The 15,868-nt window shown below is 59.4% G+C and carries 18 protein-coding genes and 2 pseudogenes; 11 read left to right on the plus strand and 9 right to left on the minus strand.

Annotated elements, in window-relative coordinates:
• Positions 1-665 precede the first annotated feature (665 nt).
• The 7 genes from RX328_RS18000 (at position 666) to RX328_RS18030 (ending at position 5,590) form a co-directional block, all read left to right on the plus strand.
• Positions 666-1,613 (plus strand): alpha/beta hydrolase, encoded by a 948-nt coding sequence (locus RX328_RS18000; RefSeq protein WP_213255991.1) that lies wholly within the window; start codon positions 666-668, stop codon positions 1,611-1,613.
• Positions 1,614-1,736: 123 nt separating this feature from the next.
• Positions 1,737-2,489, plus strand: coding sequence for an SDR family oxidoreductase (locus RX328_RS18005; protein ID WP_213255988.1), 753 nt, complete (start codon positions 1,737-1,739; stop codon positions 2,487-2,489).
• Positions 2,490-2,516: 27 nt separating this feature from the next.
• Positions 2,517-2,930, plus strand: coding sequence for a cupin domain-containing protein (locus tag RX328_RS18010; RefSeq protein ID WP_213255986.1), 414 nt, complete (start codon positions 2,517-2,519; stop codon positions 2,928-2,930).
• Positions 2,931-3,461: 531 nt separating this feature from the next.
• A complete protein-coding gene (locus tag RX328_RS18015; protein WP_213255984.1) occupies positions 3,462-3,842 on the plus strand; it encodes an MOSC N-terminal beta barrel domain-containing protein in 381 nt (126 codons plus the stop codon).
• 93 nt (positions 3,843-3,935) lie between these two features.
• The gene (locus RX328_RS18020; RefSeq protein WP_213255982.1) at positions 3,936-4,355 is read left to right on the plus strand and encodes an MOSC domain-containing protein; all 420 of its coding nucleotides are present in this window, start codon (positions 3,936-3,938) and stop codon (positions 4,353-4,355) included.
• A 76-nt stretch (positions 4,356-4,431) separates the two neighbouring features.
• Positions 4,432-4,809 carry a group I truncated hemoglobin gene (locus RX328_RS18025; protein ID WP_213256036.1) on the plus strand — a complete coding sequence of 126 codons (378 nt, stop codon included), beginning with the start codon at positions 4,432-4,434 and terminating at the stop codon, positions 4,807-4,809.
• A 601-nt stretch (positions 4,810-5,410) separates the two neighbouring features.
• Positions 5,411-5,590 (plus strand): hypothetical protein, encoded by a 180-nt coding sequence (locus RX328_RS18030; RefSeq protein WP_213255980.1) that lies wholly within the window; start codon positions 5,411-5,413, stop codon positions 5,588-5,590.
• Between the two features lie 328 nt (positions 5,591-5,918).
• Here the strand turns inward: RX328_RS18030 and RX328_RS18035 are convergent.
• Positions 5,919-6,519 (minus strand): annotated as a pseudogene (locus RX328_RS18035) (SOS response-associated peptidase family protein).
• 128 nt (positions 6,520-6,647) lie between these two features.
• Between RX328_RS18035 and RX328_RS18040 the strand changes: the two are divergent.
• Positions 6,648-7,682, plus strand: a complete 1,035-nt coding sequence (locus RX328_RS18040) for an IS110 family transposase (protein ID WP_317258770.1) — start codon at positions 6,648-6,650, stop codon at positions 7,680-7,682.
• A gap of 305 nt (positions 7,683-7,987) precedes the next feature.
• On the opposite strand, the gene RX328_RS18045 is transcribed toward RX328_RS18040, so the two are convergent.
• Positions 7,988-8,362: a hypothetical protein gene (locus tag RX328_RS18045; RefSeq protein WP_213257756.1), complete on the minus strand. Its 375-nt coding sequence runs from the start codon at positions 8,360-8,362 to the stop codon at positions 7,988-7,990.
• A gap of 176 nt (positions 8,363-8,538) precedes the next feature.
• On the opposite strand from RX328_RS18045, the gene RX328_RS18050 reads away from it, so the two are divergent.
• The gene (locus RX328_RS18050; protein ID WP_247510908.1) at positions 8,539-8,751 is read left to right on the plus strand and encodes a hypothetical protein; all 213 of its coding nucleotides are present in this window, start codon (positions 8,539-8,541) and stop codon (positions 8,749-8,751) included.
• Between the two features lie 526 nt (positions 8,752-9,277).
• Here RX328_RS18050 and RX328_RS18055 read toward each other — a convergent pair.
• Positions 9,278-9,472: a hypothetical protein gene (locus RX328_RS18055; protein ID WP_213257657.1), complete on the minus strand. Its 195-nt coding sequence runs from the start codon at positions 9,470-9,472 to the stop codon at positions 9,278-9,280.
• A gap of 914 nt (positions 9,473-10,386) precedes the next feature.
• Positions 10,387-10,572: a hypothetical protein gene (locus RX328_RS18060; RefSeq protein WP_317258771.1), complete on the minus strand. Its 186-nt coding sequence runs from the start codon at positions 10,570-10,572 to the stop codon at positions 10,387-10,389.
• A 745-nt stretch (positions 10,573-11,317) separates the two neighbouring features.
• On the opposite strand from RX328_RS18060, the pseudogene RX328_RS18065 reads away from it, so the two are divergent.
• Positions 11,318-11,524, plus strand: a pseudogene (locus tag RX328_RS18065) (hypothetical protein); the annotation flags it as partial.
• Between the two features lie 184 nt (positions 11,525-11,708).
• Here RX328_RS18065 and RX328_RS43730 read toward each other — a convergent pair.
• Together RX328_RS43730 and RX328_RS18070 are read right to left on the minus strand one after the other, a co-directional pair.
• Positions 11,709-12,134, minus strand: coding sequence for a type II toxin-antitoxin system PemK/MazF family toxin (locus tag RX328_RS43730; protein WP_213255853.1), 426 nt, complete (start codon positions 12,132-12,134; stop codon positions 11,709-11,711).
• 631 nt (positions 12,135-12,765) lie between these two features.
• A complete protein-coding gene (locus RX328_RS18070) occupies positions 12,766-13,245 on the minus strand; it encodes a hypothetical protein (protein ID WP_213255846.1) in 480 nt (159 codons plus the stop codon).
• A 946-nt stretch (positions 13,246-14,191) separates the two neighbouring features.
• On the opposite strand from RX328_RS18070, the gene RX328_RS18075 reads away from it, so the two are divergent.
• Positions 14,192-15,199 (plus strand): hypothetical protein, encoded by a 1,008-nt coding sequence (locus RX328_RS18075; protein ID WP_213255843.1) that lies wholly within the window; start codon positions 14,192-14,194, stop codon positions 15,197-15,199.
• A gap of 67 nt (positions 15,200-15,266) precedes the next feature.
• On the opposite strand, the gene RX328_RS43735 is transcribed toward RX328_RS18075, so the two are convergent.
• From RX328_RS43735 to RX328_RS18085, 3 genes are read right to left on the minus strand one after another with little or no spacing between them, the layout of a single operon-like run.
• Complete coding sequence (locus RX328_RS43735) at positions 15,267-15,374, minus strand: hypothetical protein (RefSeq protein ID WP_410734065.1); 108 nt, start codon at positions 15,372-15,374, stop codon at positions 15,267-15,269.
• A 43-nt stretch (positions 15,375-15,417) separates the two neighbouring features.
• The gene (locus tag RX328_RS18080) at positions 15,418-15,654 is read right to left on the minus strand and encodes a hypothetical protein (protein ID WP_213255841.1); all 237 of its coding nucleotides are present in this window, start codon (positions 15,652-15,654) and stop codon (positions 15,418-15,420) included.
• A 1-nt stretch (position 15,655) separates the two neighbouring features.
• Positions 15,656-15,859 (minus strand): hypothetical protein, encoded by a 204-nt coding sequence (locus RX328_RS18085; RefSeq protein WP_213255839.1) that lies wholly within the window; start codon positions 15,857-15,859, stop codon positions 15,656-15,658.
• Positions 15,860-15,868: the final 9 nt, after the last annotated feature.

Genomic DNA, 15,868 nt, shown 5'->3' on the forward strand with positions numbered 1-15,868 from the left:
TGCATCTGTACTATCGAGCGCAAGACGAATGAGTCGTCCGGCGATTAGCGCAGCCTGACCGCGACTGGTTCGAGGTGACGCCAGAGCTCGCAGAGCAGGCGATCCGGCTGGCTTCGCATAAACTGAACCTATCGACCTTCACCCACGCCGAGATGCTGACAACGGTGAGGGACGTCAGGAAGAAGCGGATCGAGGCTGCGATTCGGACTTCCTGATGGGCACCGATATTTTCGCCTCAGCATCCAGTAGCGTGGCCGCTAATGTTCTGAATTTACTTCCGCTTTCGGCTGATAACGGACAAAGCCGGACTTTCTGCTTGCTCGACCCGGTCGCTAATGACCCACAAGAGACATTGCGGCTCGCGCCTGGAAGCACGTATATCCGTCCTTCGCAAATGTGAAGACCGCATGTTCGCGCGACGTGCTATGGTTCTATTCACTAGGCAGCCCACGGACGGGAGGGCGCATGCCAATTGTTCTTACACACCGCGAAATGATAACCGGGCTCGGTGGCGCACGGCAGTGTGCCCAATGTTCCGCGTGCGGCGCACTGAACAAACCACAACGATCGGATCGCTCAGTGGTGCATCACTTGCACCACTTGCAAAACCGATTGTAGGGCTTCGCGAAGGGCTGAGGACGATCGGATAACACCGGAGGAACCTCATGAGTCAGCTCGAGCCTGCCACACAAGCCTTCATCGACAGCCTTGCCGGCGCAGCGCCCATCTACACGCTCTCGCCTGGGGCCGCTCGCGACGTGCTCGCCGGCGCCCAGAAGTCGGTGTCGGTAAAGCTCGCGCCCGCGCACAGCGAGGACCGTGTCCTCAATGTCGGCCCCAAGGGTCGCACCGACATCCGAATCTATCGGCCGGAGAGCGCCAAAGGCCCGCTTCCGGTGGTGATCTACACCCACGGCGGCGGCTGGGTGCTGGGTGACCGCGATACGCATGATCGGCTGGTCCGGGAGCTGACCATTGGAGCGAACGCCGTTGTGGTGTTCGTCGACTATGATCGCTCGCCCGAGAGCCGCTATCCCGTCGCGGTCGAAGAAAGTTATGCGGTGCTCAAGTATGTGGCCGAGCATCCCGACGAGTTCGGCGCGGATGCCAGCCGTATAGCGATCGCAGGCGATAGTGTTGGCGGTAACATGACGGCCGTGGTCGCACTGCTCGCCAAAGAGCGCAAAGGCCCTGACGTTAAGGCACAGCTTCTCTTCTACCCGGTTACTGACGCCTCGATGTCAACCGGCTCCTACAAGGAATTTGCCGAGGGTCCGTGGCTGACACAAAAAGGGATGGAATGGTTCTGGGATCAATATCTGCCCGATATCTCCAAGCGCACCGACATTCATGTCTCGCCGATCAACGCCAGTTCGGAGCAGCTCAAGGGCCTGCCGCAAACGCTGCTCTTGGTCGACGAGAACGATGTGCTGCGCGACGAGGGCGAGGCCTATGGCCGCAAGCTCGCAGCAGCCGGCGTTCCGGTCAGGTCGGTCCGCTACAATGGCACGATCCACGACTTCATGCTGCTCAATCCGATCGCGAACACGCCCCCGGTGCGTGGCGCCGTGGATCAGGCGTCGGGATATCTGCGCGAGGTCTTCGCGGACTGATGACCGCGAGGCCTCAACCGACCGCGCCGCATTGCTCCTGAGCGGCTGGCACTTTCAGAGGACACAATCCAAGGATCTCCAGTCGTTCCAAGGATTCCAGTCGTCGACAAGGGAGGGGCAACCATGAAGATCGTTGTCATCGGCGGCACCGGCCTGATCGGCTCGAAGACCGTCGCCATTCTGCGCCAGGGCGGCCACGAGGTCGTGGCCGGTTCGCCCCAGAGCGGTATCAACACCATCACCGGCGAGGGACTCAACGAGGCCATGGCGGGCACGCAGGTCGTGATCGACCTTGCCAATTCGCCCTCATTTGAAGACAAGGCGGTGCTGGAATTCTTCGAGACCTCTGGCCGTAACCTTCTCGCGGCGGAGGCCGCAGCGAACGTCCGGCACCATGTCGCACTATCAATCGTCGCAATCGACCGGACAGACAATGGCTATTTCCGCGCCAAGGTCGCCCAGGAGAAACTGATCAAGACCTCCGGCATCCCATACACCATCGTCCGTTCGACCCAGTTCCTGGAATTCCTCGGCGGCATCGCCGATTCAAGTGCGGATGGAAACATCGTCAGGCTCCCGCCTGTCCTGTTCCAGCCCATAGCGGCGGACGACGTTGCTGCCATCGTTGCCGATGTGGCACTCGCGGCGCCGCGAAGCGGCATCGTGGAGATTGCCGGCCCGGAACGAGCGCCGTTCAATGAAATCATCGCCCGTTATCTGAAGGCGGTTAGCGACCCGCGTGAGGTCGTGAGCGATCCCGAGGCCCGGTACTGGGGCGGCCGGGTTGACGAGCACTCGCTCGTGCCGTTGGGCGAGGCGCGCCTCGGCCGCATTGGTTTCGACGAATGGCTCCGCCGCTCACGGGCAGGAGCCTGATCCGTTTCGCAACCGAAGGAGGGCTCCATGAAACGCATGCTCTGTTCGCTGCTTGTCGCCACCCTGCCGTTCGGCAGCGTCCTCGCGGATGAGACGAAGTTTAAGAACGCGAAGGTGACCCTCGTCTACGAGCACGAACTGCCGAACGTGCCTGGCAAGAGTCTGCGTGCAGTGCTCGTCGAGTACGGGCCGGGCGGCGGATCGCCCTCCCATCGGCATCCTTCGTCGGCATTTATCTACGCGCGCGTGCTGGAGGGAGCGGTCCGCAGCAAAGTGAACGAGGCGCCGGAGCGTACTTATCAAGCCGGCGAGAGCTGGATCGAGCAGCCGGGTGATCATCACCAGATTAGCCAGAATGCCAGTACCACGGCTCCGGCGAAGCTGCTTGCCATATTCGTGGTCGACACAGGAGATCGTGATATCGTAATTCCAGACAAGTAGTCGGCTCATCACCGGCGGATCTCACTGCTATCGCTGACGCGGCTCGGCCGAACGCTTCATACAGCAGCCGATTTCGCCGAGAGCGCGCCGCTTCGGGCGCCGCGTCCGAGCCAACAGGTTGGCACTTACAGCGTGATGGGGAAGGAAGTTCTCCAACTTCGGCGATGGGAGCCGTTCAACTCCGCACCGAGATCGCGTCATTGGCGCGCTTGGGCTTAAGGTGCCGCCGACGCACGCGCCGACGAGGTGATCGAATAACCGAGATCAACTCCACTCCGAATGTCTCTTCCTGTGAACCTTTGAGACATGCCGGTTGTGTTGAGCGATGTCCCCTTTCAGGGGCAAGTCGGAAGACCTTTGCTCGCGCTGGGTGCTTCTCAGTTTGACCCGTTGTGGACGTGGCGGTGTAAAGGGACCGCTTTATCTCCTTATTCGTAAGCTACGCCAACCGAAATATCCCTCGACTCGTCTCCCATAGGGGCACATCGTGTGGATGCGATCCCGTACTGCAGGAGCATGTAGGAGGAACACATGGCGGTCATTGAAGACGTGGGCTCAGTGGTGGCTCTGTGGAGGTTTCCAGTGAAGTCCATGGCCGGCGAACAACTCGACGGCGTGGAGGTGACGGAACGAGGAGTCTTGGGAGACCGCGCCTATGCGCTCATCGACAAGGACACGGGCAAGGTTGTAAGCGCGAAGAGCGTTAGGCTCTTTCCCAACCTGCTCGACTGCAAAGCAGTATTCGTCGAGCAACCACGCCGGGGCGGCGACTTGCCACCAGTGCAAATTCTGTTGCCGGACGGCACGACCGTAAGGAGCGACTCCGGTGAGGTTGACCGCGTGCTGTCAACGTACTTCAAACGCAACGTTACGCTTGGGCGGGCAGCGCCGGATGACTTCACCATTGACTAATACCACCCCGACGTCGAGGGCGCAGACCCTGGGGGCAACAGAGACAAGGTTGTCGCGGCGAAGCTAGGAGCGGCTCTTTTTGCCGAACTTGGAATGGATTCACCGGTTCCTGTCGGTTCTTTCTTCGACGTGTTTCCCCTCTCGGTCCTGACCACGTCGACGCTCGCGCATCTAGAGGGGATTCGACCCCAGAGCCGCTTCGACCAGCGCAGGTTTCGCATGAACGTGATCGTGAAGACGGAGCACCCTGGATTCGTCGAGAACGGCTGGATCGGTCACAACCTCGCGCTTGGTGATGGAACACGGATCAATGTGGCGCTACTCGATCCGCGATGTGTGATGACGACGCTTGCTCAGGATGGTCTAGCCCAGGATACGGATGTTCTTCGGACACTCGTTCGCCACAATAGAGAGCAAGTCGGCGATCTCGGCCGGTTCCCTTGCGCTGGGGTATACGCCGTGGTCGCTGCGCCTGGAACAGTACGGATTGATGATCGCGTCCTGCTCAATTGAGCCTGAGGGATCGCGATGCCCGCTGACTCAGGGTTGCTAGATGCCGATGGGCATCCACGGACGTGAGGAGGATACAATGAGTGATGGGACGAAGACTCTTTACGAGCGTCTTGGCGGATATGAGGCTATCGCAGCTGTGGCGAACGATCTTCTGCCGAGGCTCCGGTGCGATCCGCAGCTCGGGCGCTTCTGGGCGCATCGCGGTGAAGATGGCATCATGCGTGAAAAGCAGCTCCTCATCGATTTCCTCTGCGCGAGCGCGGGCGGAGCGATGTATTACCGGGGCAGGGACATGGGACTCGCGCATCGAGGCATGCGCATTAGCGATAGCGATTGGAACGTGTTTCTCGGCCATGCCGCTGCGACTCTGGCGAAATTCCAGGTGCCTGAGGCCGAACAACGCGACGTCGTCGCGTTTGTTCAGAGTCTCAGAACAGAATGCGTTGAATGTTGATTAGTCGCCCCACGCTCTTTGACGAGGTGATCGAGTAACGCCGCTTATGCTCGCTTTTGGCCCCAAGGCGAAGATCGCATGTCGCCCGGGCCCGTCAGCAGTCGAGGCCAGAGCGGACATTGCAAAGACGTGATCAAATCGACGCGAATGGCCCATCTCGGACGTTGAGCAGCTTGACTGGATAAAGTCCATTGTGTCCCAAATAGCGAAAAGAAAACCGGGAGGGACGGATGTCGACATAGCTGGGTTTCCGCCGGCGAGCACAAGGTGAAGATCGACCTGGTCGACGCTAACCACGAGGTCTTCCCCGGACAATCGGTGACGCGGACGTTCACCGTGCCTGCTCAGGCGCGCGCCCTTCACCGCCACATGCCTGCTGTGCCGAGCGCCCAAAATAGGGTCCGCGGCGCTACGCGAACAGCTCGGCGCCGGCTGGCGTGAAGGTCACGAAGGTCCCGGATTCGTGCATCTTGAGCCAGTCGAGAATTGCGCGCCAAGCTTCGCATCTTAAAGGGCCAGGAAGTTATTGATGGTCATGATCCCCCGCACTGCTAACGAATGCTCGGCAGTGGACCAAAGACGCCACCCGAGGGCTGCGGCTATGAACGACAGAATTGCTTACGCATGCTTTGAGTTCACTCTTACCGATCTGCCGCTTATGCCGGTTACCATGAATATCGTTGCGATCACGACGAGCAAGGAAGCAGCAGAGGTGTGGAAGTCGCAATCTGAGCTCGGTCGCTTGCGCAGCTACATTTCCGCGCCGCTGTTCGCGGACTGAAATGTCAAAGGCCGGGATCGCTCCCGGCCTTTCCATCTTCTGCCGCAACACCTCAAATCCGGGCAAAGGGGACTTGCAGATCCGAGGCGGCCGCGCGTCGAGAAGATAGCGAAAACATCCGTCAAAACGCCCCTGGGGTCAATTGCGCTCGATCGCGAGATTCAGCCCGGCGCCACACTCCGCCGGCGTGCCCTTGTCCTTAAACAAGAACGGCTCGTTGACTTTTCAATATGCATGCGGCTTTGAACCGGCTCGACCGCGTTGGCGATTTCGAGGATTCGGCGCGCAGCTTTTTCCGGGTCGGCATAGGGGCGGGCGCTGGCGTATTTCATGCGGCGGCTTTGTCTTCCTTGTCAGCGCCTCGGGCGACGATCCTGATCGCGTCGTCGGGCAACGGCCGTTGCAGCGCCTTGGCCTCATCCCAAGGCGCGAATCCAGACGTCGCGCTCCTCGTCTGTCAGCAGGATGACCGGCATGTCTTTGGGATGGATCGGCTCGACGACGGCATTCGGCGACGTCGTCAGAAAACCGTAGACCTGATGCGGGCCGGGAATTGGTTTCGATTTCGTGCCGCGGTCTCCCTTGAACTCGGTGCAGATGCCGGCGAAGCAGGTCAGCGGCCGATTGTCATTGATCGCGAACCAGACGACGTCCTTTTTCTTGGTCTCGGGGTTCGGCTCAGGTGCGTATTCAGCGAAGCTGTTGAACGGCACTAGGCAGCGGTTTTCCGGCTTCAGCCAGCCGCGCCAGTGCGGCGAGGACGTGTTGCGGATGTTGGTCACTGGCGGCCCGCCGGTCCGCAGCGGTGGCGGCATGCCCCAGCGCATCAGGACTAGCTCGCGCTCGGCGCCGGCGTTGCGCACGACTGGCGCGGGATAATCTGGAAATACGCCGGGCATTGCTGGCAAGTTGCCAACATAGCGATTCATCACCCGAAAGAGCGCGCGAATGGCTTCCTGGTTGGTGGTGATCGAGTAGATGGGGTGATTGCGGTTGCTGCTCGAAAGGCTCAGCCTGGAAGGGAAGCCGGCGAGCCGGCGGCAGCAGGAGCGGGAACATGAAGCACTATGTCGGTCTGGATGTTTCGCTAAAGGAGACGGCTATCTGTGTTGTGGACGAGAATGGCGTCGTCATTCGCGAGGGCAAAACATTTTCGGAACCGGAGGCTATTGTTGCCTGGCTCAACGAAAGCGGATTGCCCATTGCCAAGGTCGGGATTGAGATTGGTGGTCTCGCTCGTTGGCTGTACGGCGAACTGCGTGCTGCCGGCTTACACGCAGTCTGCATCGATCCCCGAAGACTGCGCGGCGTGACTAGGACGATGCCGATTAAGACCGATCGAAACGACGCTCGCGCTATTGCGCAGGTAATGCGGGTCGGCTGGTACACCGTTGTTCATATCAAGGGTGACGTGAGCCAGGAGCTACGAATGCTTCTCAATAATCGCAAGACGCTTTTGATTAAGCAGATCGACATCGAGAATGAAATTCGGGGCGTCTTACGCGTCTTCGGCTTAAAGCTGTCTGGTCGTATATCTCAAGTAACGTTTGAGCAGCAAACGAATGAACTCACAGATGGCCATCCACGACTCGCGGCGATGCTGCGCCCAATGCTTGTGGCTCGAGCCGCGCTGCGTGAACAGTACGGCGTCCTACACAAGATGGTACTTGAAATAGTACGCCGCGAACCGACATGCCAGCGGCTCATGACGATACCAGGCGTAGGCGCACTGACGGCAATCACTTTTCTAACAACTATTGATGACCCGGATCGCTTTCAACGCTCCCGCGGTGTTGGCGCGCATCTTGGCCTTACGCCACGCAAATACGCATCTGGCGAAACCGATCGGAGTGGCGCTATTTCGAGGTGCGGCGATGTGATGCTCAGGACCATACTTTATCAGGCAGCGCTTGCACTTCTAACCCGCACCCAGCGTTGGTCTGCATTGAAAGCCTGGGGTGTAAGGGTGGCCAAGCGACGCGGTCTTCGCCGAGCAGTCGTGGCGGTCGCGCGAAAATTAGCGATCGTGATGCATCGGATCTGGGCAGATGGAAGCGAGCTCCGATGGATCTGCGAGGAGGCGACCGCATGATCGATTAGCAATTCAGCGGATCCGCCGAAAAGGCGGAACGACGTCCTGCGAGGACGAGGTCGGGGTGACTGCGCTGCAACCTCTGTGCCTGCAGCACGCGCCTAATAGATAGCAGCTCCCGATCTTCGGACTACCATCGTGAGGCGGCAAACGTCGACCTCGTAGACAAGAGCGAGCCTCGCAGGCTGTCGGTAACAAGCTGAACCCTTGTGCCAGCAACCGCAATCAGACAAGAGGTTACACATTGGCAGGTTCGGTCATGTGAGCGGCCCTGACGTGCCCTTCCATACCGGGGATGTCAATCGCTACGCCGCAGAAGCATCGCGAGCGGCCATCCTGCGTTTGTGTCGGCAGCTTGCGGCCGTCCTTCCACATTCTCTGTTCCATGCAGTCCAGGCACGCGCATAGCGGTACGCTGCAAAGTCGTCGTCCGTGAAGGCGGTCCGCAATTTTCGCCACGCAACTTCGAACTTTTGTCGCGCGTCGTGTAAATCGATAGCAGTGCCCCCAGCGTCGACACCGCGATGCGCCGGCGGAACGAAACCGCAGTACCACTCCAATTGGTCTACGGTGGTGGGAACACCGGCGCGTGGGCCGATATCGCCGATACATACATCGCCGAAATAGATCTTCCAGCGGTCGGGACGATGAGGATCACGGCGGCGGATCAGTTCGATCATGGCATCGTGTCCAGCTCAGCCAGTAACGATCCATTAACCCCTAGGGCATAGCCGTCACGAAGATCGTCATAGCGACGGCTTTTTGCCACCCACCCGCCACCAGCTTGCCTGACGAATCAGGCGTGCCTGGCATCCCAACTCTTGTCACTGGCTGGAGTACTGAAGTGCGGAGAGAGATGACGAAGGCCTACGAAGTCGAATGCGTCGCGTTTACGCGAGACATCCGTGCGCTCTTGGCTAAAAGACAGATTTCGCCGCCGATGGCCCAAGTCGTCTTGATCAACACGCTAGTCGCGATGATTAAGCATTTGAGAAAAAAAGACACGATGGAAGAGGCTGCGGAGGATTTGGTTCGCACGCTGCAACGGGCGATCTCGAAATCTCACTAAGCCTCAACCGCTGGCTCGCCGGCTTCTGAATGGAAACGGCCCCAGCCAGACGGAAAGAAGCTGGGGCCGCCTTCCTCCGGGGCGGGGCTTGGGGGCAAGTCCCCCGGAAGCTATGAAATGACTCCCCCAGCAGGCGCATGTTCCTCAGGTCTTGCCGCTTTCCCGATCAGTCTCAGCTAAAGACGCGGAAATAAGAAACGGCCCCAACTTGCGCTGGAAACGTAGCTGGGGCCGCCACTTTCTCCCGGTTTGACTCCACAATCCCCCGGGAGCGACGGAATCGACTCTTAGCGAGGTTGGAGGTTCCCAAGGACGGGCCGGTGGGGCTCATTGATCTTCCGCGTTCTGTTCATTGGGCAGACGTTGCCACGTTTTCCCGCTTCTATTGGCCCGCCAGATGGGTACCCACTACTCCGTCTGGCAATTTGAAATGGGAATACTTTGATGGCCTCGGCGCAGAACCTCGCGCTGAGGCCATTTTTATTCTGGGCCGATCACCTCGTACTCAAACGCCACGCCCTCCGGCTCAGTGCCGGTAGCCGTCCTCGTCGTCGAGCACCGTCTTGAAGCCGGGCGGCAGCCGAGGCCGCTCGCCCTCGGCCGGCGAATTGCAGGTCGGGCAGGGGACACCAGCACCGCCGCAGCCGTGCTCACCTTCCCGTGGCTGGTCCGGATGGTTCTCACAGACCCAGCCGCTACACTCGCAGAGCAAGCATTTCATCAGGCGATCCTGTACGCCTGGGCTCTCTTGACCCGTGGCATAATATCTGGGTTCGGCTTGCCGGCGGTCAATGCGCGCGCAGCATTCCAATCCGCGCGCGTGCATCAGGAAGTCCCGGCCTTCAGCGCCGCCGATCAGGCAATGAATAGCCGCTTGCCATTCGGGCCGTTCTGTTCGGCCTTTGGCAGCTTCGTGATGTTGTCCGCTGCATCCTTCAAGGTGACGAGGGATCGTCCCCGCGGAAGCGGAATCGGGTCTTCAAACGGTGTGGACCAGGGCCAGGAAACCTTCAAAAGAACAGGAGCAGCGGAATTTCTTGCTCAGGCGGTCCAAGTGCGATCTCCGCACTGCAGGCATTCAAACATTTGAATCACAACTCCGCTTTCAGATTCCACGATCGTCCGGACGAGAGTGAGCTTTCCTCCGCAGAAACGGCAGTCATAGTTTGATTGGTGGTGAACAGTGGCAATCTTCTCAGCTCGAAATAGCTCCATGACGGGCGCCACCCTCGAGTTAGGATACGGAGCATCGGTTTCGGTAGCTTACGGCGCCGTTGTCTTACGGGAGGGCGGCTCCGGCTCGGACGTTGGGAGTGCGCGTTCCGGAGCCGTCCTCTTGCGCGCCTGCCCGAGCGCAGAATCTACGCTGGGGGAAAATAAGGGCCGGGCCGGCTACTTTGTCCGCAACTCTGGCGGGGTAATCCCTTGGACACGTAAGCTGAGTGGACTTGTGTGTTCCGTTCGCCATATCACCGTGCACCCGCACCTCAAGGATCAGCAACGATCAGAAGGGTAAATTGCGCCGGGATGCCGAGGGCGCTGGCCACCTCCAATCGCCGCCCCAGTATCGGACTGGTTACGAATGAGACACGCAGTCGCGTGCCGGCCAAACTCAATGCTCGCCGCCTTCATACCTCACGCTGACCACTTGTCTTTTTCGCGTCTGGCCTCGTCCTCGTTAATGCGGTCGGCGATTTCGACCGCGACGGCAGGACTCTCCGCATCTGCGATGGGAGTACCGTCCTGTGTCTTTATCTTCTGACCTTCGACATCCAAGGTAAAGTCTTCGGGCCGTAGAGGGTTCTTTGACTTCGATGTCATGTCTTCCTCACTGCGTCGCGCCACGCGATCATTGCTGTTGCCTAAGCTCCGCGCCAGGAAAGGTTCCTATTGCGCGAAGGAGCCGCTCCGCATTTGGCCGCAGCAAAAATAGGAACGAAAGCAGCGACTGAAAATTTCCGGAGCTTCCACAGCTATGGAGCTTCCACAGCTATAAGGAGATCATCATGAAAGCATCAGCAATCGCGGTAGCATTGTTCTTTGCGCTCGGCTCAACGTTGGCTGTCGCCCAAGGTGCCGGGGGCGGCGGTGCCGGCGGAGGCGGTGCCGGGGGCGGCGGAGCTGGGGGTGCAGGCGCGGCCGGCGGGGCTGGTGCGGGTACGGCCGGTGGAGCTGGCGGCGGTACGGCCGGTGGAGCTGGCGGCGGTACGGGTGGTGGAGCTGGTGCGGGTACGGCCGGTGGAGCTGGTGCTAGTGCGGGCGGTGGACCCGGCGCTGGTGCTGGTGGCAGCACAGCTACTGGCGGGGCGACCTCGGGAACGGGGAGGGGCACCGGCTCAGCAATGGGAACAGGGGTGGGTCAGACTGGCACCACGGGAGCCACGATGCCGCCGGGCGGCGACGGCGGCGGAGCCGCCGGTGGCGGCGGGCCTCCGACAACAAGCCAGACGGATCCCGATCGGCGTCCTCGACCCCGCTGACCTCTTCGCGTAAGCGGCTGCGCCACTGCGGGCACGAGGTGTTGCGGATGTTCGTGACCGGCGACCCTGCGGTTGTTGGCGGAGGCGAATGCAACCGCTGCAAGACCCGGGCAAGCCTGCCGCTCGATGCCATCCGCCGGCCGCGCGACACGCCGATATGGAAGCTGGAGGCCTCCCTGAAATGTCGATCATGCCGGAAGGGCCGCTCGGCGCCACCGGTGCGCATGGTCAAGCTGAGCGAGACGCGCAAGATCACGTCGTACAAGTGGGCGCATCCGGAAGAGGAGCGGTGAAGGGCAAGGTCACATGGTGCCGCTGCGGGCGCAAATGCCAAGCCCCGCCTGCTTTCACAGACGGGGCTTTTTATTTCAGAACCGCGTAGGTGAGCTTGGCATCGCTCGGTTTACGCGGTTGCCTCTCGCGAGGTCTTGAAACCTGATGCCGCGAAGGGCAGCGCAGGAACGCCGTATGAAATGGTCAGTTCTCAGGCCAAGTCACGTGGCCTATTCCAAGGGAATGTAGCACACATCGGTAAATGGTTCTTAAACCGGCCGGTTCCAGCTTTTTTGTCAGATACTTACGCTTTCCTTCTTGGTCACGGCCAGTGCGAATTAGGTTCAGCCGCTGAAATCCCACGGTCGCAAGCATGTCCGCCTTGACTCCCATTTCCGCGGAATCAAATGGCTCCGGCAGGGCCTCGACCAAGGTAATTTTGCAATGGTGGTCACAGACGGGTTTAGGCTCCGTGGTGCTTAGCGGAACCACCGTTATCAGCCCATCACGGCGCTTCAACCTGGGGGATATAGTTACAACTGGGCGCTTTTTCACCATCTCTGGGATGCGGAACCCGGTCGAATAGTCGCAGATTAGTATTGTCCCCGGTTCGGGGTGAAACTTCAACATGGTGCGGGTTCCAGCGAATCGAACGCTGCAATCTACACGGGCGGCCGAAATCCCGCCGTCTGTTCACCCTATCCCCACAAGACACAGCGAGTTCAACGGGCAGGGCGAGCGCAAACAGAGAGGGGCGAGGATAGTAGTCAGGGGGTCGCGGGAGCTATCGTTTCCCAAGTTTCCACTACCAAAAAGCGCAATGCCGGCAGCAGCGGCGAGCAGGGTTGTGATTGTGTGGGGATCGAGATTCTCAAGAAGATGTGCGATCAGCAATAGGCAAAGACGAAAGCGCCTATGCCGCAAAGGTGCGCGTGCCATCGTACTTCACCCATCACCCTTCGCTGACGATTACCCGCGCTTTAAACAAACCTCGATCGCATAAGCACATTGCTCGCCAGCAGTGATCAATCCGCCTGTCGGCCCCTGGTAATTGACCGTGCTTACGTTGCCGCCGGCGAATACCCCTCTCTTATCCAACCGCAACCGGGGGGCGAGGGCAAGGGCAAGGGCGAGGACAGTCTGGATTGGAGGGATGAAGACAGGCGGCGCTGACCTCTTTCGTTCCCCGCTCGGGGACACCGAAGGGTGCGCGCCCATCTCGCGGGAAGCCAAATCTGCCTCGGGGCCATACGCCTATGGATCAGTCTCGATCATACGCAGGATGGTGCCACCGAAAGTCCGCCACGCGCATCACATTCTCGGTATCGATGTTTTTCCAGTTCACGGTGCTCGCGTTCTGCCGCGAAAATTTAACTATCATCGACTTCTCGACTGACTCATTCCCCTTGATATCCTTAAAGGTACCCATGCCGGTGAACGACACTTCTTTGATATTAGGAAATTTGGTGAAGAGCCCCGGAACGATATCCTTTACGTGCTTTTGAAAGATAGTCTTCGTCCAGCCTTTGGTCAGCGCCCACGGGTCCATTGAGAACTGCACCTTGAGTGCATCGCCGATAACTTCGCCCTTCACGTCGGCGCGAGGTTGAGCGATCACCGCACGGACATATTCAACCGGATCTGTTGCATTCTCGGCACTTATGGCTGGCTGAACAGGTGAGGTGGATGATTCCTTGTGGGAATTCCGAACAAGACTACGAGGCCAATGTTGGCCAGACAAAAAACTAAAAACCTCATAGGTGAGCTCCCGGTTACTTGAACCCTCTAATAAATCGAGCGGCGGCGCTCAAAGGCGCCAATCATTCTCATGGCCGCACAGATTCCGCTGAGGGGTGCTTCTTCATTTCGTGCGACCGCTCCATTAGCGATGGATCACCGCGCCCTTCACCGCAGCATCTCCGGCCCCGTCGGCGACGCGTTCAGGCGTGCAATGTGTCGACGGTGGGGAGCCGCATTGTCGCGTCAGCGCTTCCCAGCCCACGCATTTGCCAGCCTTGTTGCGATAGCCTGGACCACCATTGTCGCCGCACGCGGGCAACGCGGGGTGGCTGCACAGCGCGAACAAGGCAAGTGAGCGGGACTAGAACCAGCGATACTCGTCTGCCGCCGCGCATGAATCTGTCGCTATCTCGGTTTGACACAGGCATCAACGGCGTAGGCGCATTGCTCGCCCGCGGTAATTAAGCCGCCTGTTGGCCCTTGGTAGTTGACGGACCAGACGGCGCCGCCGGACATAACGACGTTGATCTGGCAAAATCGCCGGGATGAAACTCCGGAGAAATTTCCGTATGAGACTGAGCCGCTTGTAACAGTCGTGCCATCGCCGGAATTGTAAGACCAAACTTCCGTTTGCCCCTCAGCCGCCTTGTTCGCGGGAGGACCCATACAAGTCAGAACCTGCTCTCTGGACATCCCAACCATCTGCGCGCGCGCGTCCTGAGCGATCTGTGCTCGCTGGATCGCGCAGCCGCCTACCGTGGCGGCGAGCGCTACAATTGCTAAAATACGCATTCTGCCCTCATGCCCGGGCATATCCAACCGCAACCGGAGGACGAGGGCAAGGGGAGCACCGCAACAACCGGTGGATCGCCGCGCTTGAGCCTTTGACCCGCCGCGACTCAGGTTCTGCATCTGTCGGCGCAATCACGCGCGTGGTGGAGCTGACTATGAAAATCTGCACCGTTTGCCCGCACCAGAACGATTGCTTGAATACCGGCGCTTGCCTTGACGAACTGAATGCACCCCAGATAGCTGCTAATCAGTTTCCGGAACGCATGACTCCCGACCAGGCCAATGACTTCATGGCGGCGCTCCGCGACGGCCGAACGTTGAGGCGCATCTGCGGCGGCGGACGTCTGGGCCCGCCGATCGCCTCGGCCAGTAAATTTCGGAAGCACTGTTCGCTGTACCCTGAATGGGGTGCGGGGGCCGAAAGATTGGCGACGGAAAATCGCAAGGCCTCCGAAAAATTGAAGGGACTGGGCGCCAGTCGATCGGGAGAAACTCACTGCCGCAACGGGCACCCGTACGCGGTCTTTGGTTCTTTCAAAGCAAAAGACAGGCCCGAGGTACGCCCATATGAAGGGTCGGCTATTTCGCTATTGCAAAGCTTGCAATGTGGCCTCGGGCAGAAAACCTATCCAGCCGTTGCCGCCATCAACAATCGAGAATTAAAGGACCTGCTTCGACACGGCAAAGCGCCGCACTCATTTACGACGTGGGGTGCACCAAATCGGCTGTGCAAATTTTACGCGTTCAAACAGCTTTGCGAAAACGACTCGGAGGTCAACAACTTGGCTGCACTCAGCCTGGAGCGCCGGAAGCTGTTGCGCTCACCGTCCACAATTATCACCATTCCCAAACCGGCCATTATCAAGGCCTCAAATCTGCGAGCGCCGACGCTCACAGGCAGGGTGGCGGGACGCGCGGACGTGGTATTTTCGGCGGTAAACGAGGCGGTGTCCTCTACGAGGAAGAAAATCGCCGGATCTCATTGGATGCCCCGGCATTCCGTGACGGTACCGGCGGGTCGAGGCTCGATAGGCTTTCGGAAGCGGATGGGATGTGGGCGTGAACGGCTTCGGAGCCGGCCACGACTAGGCGCGCCGAGGCGCCCCCAGACTTTTCTGCAAATCAGGAGCAGCATGTCCGTGGCCTTAGCAATTCGGACCTGAGCTACAGCAAAGAGGAGCCCGCAAAAAGCCTCTCCCGAGGGGCGTAATTTCACGGCGTCCTAGCAAGCTATTTTTTGCAGGGCCACGCTTGTCTCAATGCAATGATCGATAGATATCTAAAGTCCTCGTGGAGCTCTTCGGGGTGGCTTTCCATATATTTGACAGCGATCATCATCGCCTGATCGCGGGTGGCACCCTTTGGCAAACAAAAGCGGGCCTCAGATGGGCAGGCTTTCGCCGATGTGCAGTAGCGTCCCGATTATTCCGCCGCAGAAGCCGTCCCAAACACCAGGATTATTTGTCGTGATCGAGTTCTTGCAGTGCTTCAGCAAGTAGTTGCCGCTTGAGTAATTGGGCTGGGCGTTTGCTTGGCACGACCACAATGCAGCAATCACTAGCGCCAGAAGGCAGCCGCTCACAAAAGAGTAGGTGCACGCGATGCTGAGTTTGGGCATTCTATTTCTTCGCCTTCAGCCCCAGCTCGAGCAGCCGGCGGATGGCTTCTGGGCGCGTTAGATTGGGCTCATTCTGACGGGTGATCCACCTATCAAGATTCCCTAGCGGCGCGTCTAACAAGCGGACACCAATCAATGTGCCTTTGCCGGTTGTCACCGGCCGGCCGCGCTTCTTTTTTGTGATAACACGAATTGACTTTTTCATGAATTAGAG

Origin of the sequence: Bradyrhizobium sp. sBnM-33 (assembly GCF_032917945.1) — a bacterium.
In the GTDB taxonomy this organism is placed as follows: domain Bacteria; phylum Pseudomonadota; class Alphaproteobacteria; order Rhizobiales; family Xanthobacteraceae; genus Bradyrhizobium.

Excerpts from the sequence above, each read along its gene's own strand:
- RX328_RS18025 (WP_213256036.1), top strand. The coding sequence starts at position 4,432 with ATGAGTGATGGGACGAAGACTCTTTACGAGCGTCTTGGCGGATATGAG.
- RX328_RS18040 (WP_317258770.1), top strand. The coding sequence starts at position 6,648 with ATGAAGCACTATGTCGGTCTGGATGTTTCGCTAAAGGAGACGGCTATC.
- RX328_RS18000 (WP_213255991.1), top strand. The coding sequence starts at position 666 with ATGAGTCAGCTCGAGCCTGCCACACAAGCCTTCATCGACAGCCTTGCC.
- RX328_RS18075 (WP_213255843.1), top strand. The coding sequence starts at position 14,192 with ATGAAAATCTGCACCGTTTGCCCGCACCAGAACGATTGCTTGAATACC.
- RX328_RS18030 (WP_213255980.1), top strand. The coding sequence starts at position 5,411 with ATGAACGACAGAATTGCTTACGCATGCTTTGAGTTCACTCTTACCGAT.
- RX328_RS18050 (WP_247510908.1), top strand. The coding sequence starts at position 8,539 with ATGACGAAGGCCTACGAAGTCGAATGCGTCGCGTTTACGCGAGACATC.
- RX328_RS18010 (WP_213255986.1), top strand. The coding sequence starts at position 2,517 with ATGAAACGCATGCTCTGTTCGCTGCTTGTCGCCACCCTGCCGTTCGGC.
- RX328_RS18080 (WP_213255841.1), bottom strand. The coding sequence starts at position 15,654 with ATGCCCAAACTCAGCATCGCGTGCACCTACTCTTTTGTGAGCGGCTGC.
- RX328_RS18045 (WP_213257756.1), bottom strand. The coding sequence starts at position 8,362 with ATGATCGAACTGATCCGCCGCCGTGATCCTCATCGTCCCGACCGCTGG.
- RX328_RS18015 (WP_213255984.1), top strand. The coding sequence starts at position 3,462 with ATGGCGGTCATTGAAGACGTGGGCTCAGTGGTGGCTCTGTGGAGGTTT.
- RX328_RS18020 (WP_213255982.1), top strand. The coding sequence starts at position 3,936 with ATGGATTCACCGGTTCCTGTCGGTTCTTTCTTCGACGTGTTTCCCCTC.
- RX328_RS43735 (WP_410734065.1), bottom strand. The coding sequence starts at position 15,374 with ATGATGATCGCTGTCAAATATATGGAAAGCCACCCCGAAGAGCTCCAC.
- RX328_RS43730 (WP_213255853.1), bottom strand. The coding sequence starts at position 12,134 with ATGTTGAAGTTTCACCCCGAACCGGGGACAATACTAATCTGCGACTAT.
- RX328_RS18055 (WP_213257657.1), bottom strand. The coding sequence starts at position 9,472 with ATGAAATGCTTGCTCTGCGAGTGTAGCGGCTGGGTCTGTGAGAACCAT.
- RX328_RS18085 (WP_213255839.1), bottom strand. The coding sequence starts at position 15,859 with ATGAAAAAGTCAATTCGTGTTATCACAAAAAAGAAGCGCGGCCGGCCG.
- RX328_RS18060 (WP_317258771.1), bottom strand. The coding sequence starts at position 10,572 with ATGACATCGAAGTCAAAGAACCCTCTACGGCCCGAAGACTTTACCTTG.
- RX328_RS18005 (WP_213255988.1), top strand. The coding sequence starts at position 1,737 with ATGAAGATCGTTGTCATCGGCGGCACCGGCCTGATCGGCTCGAAGACC.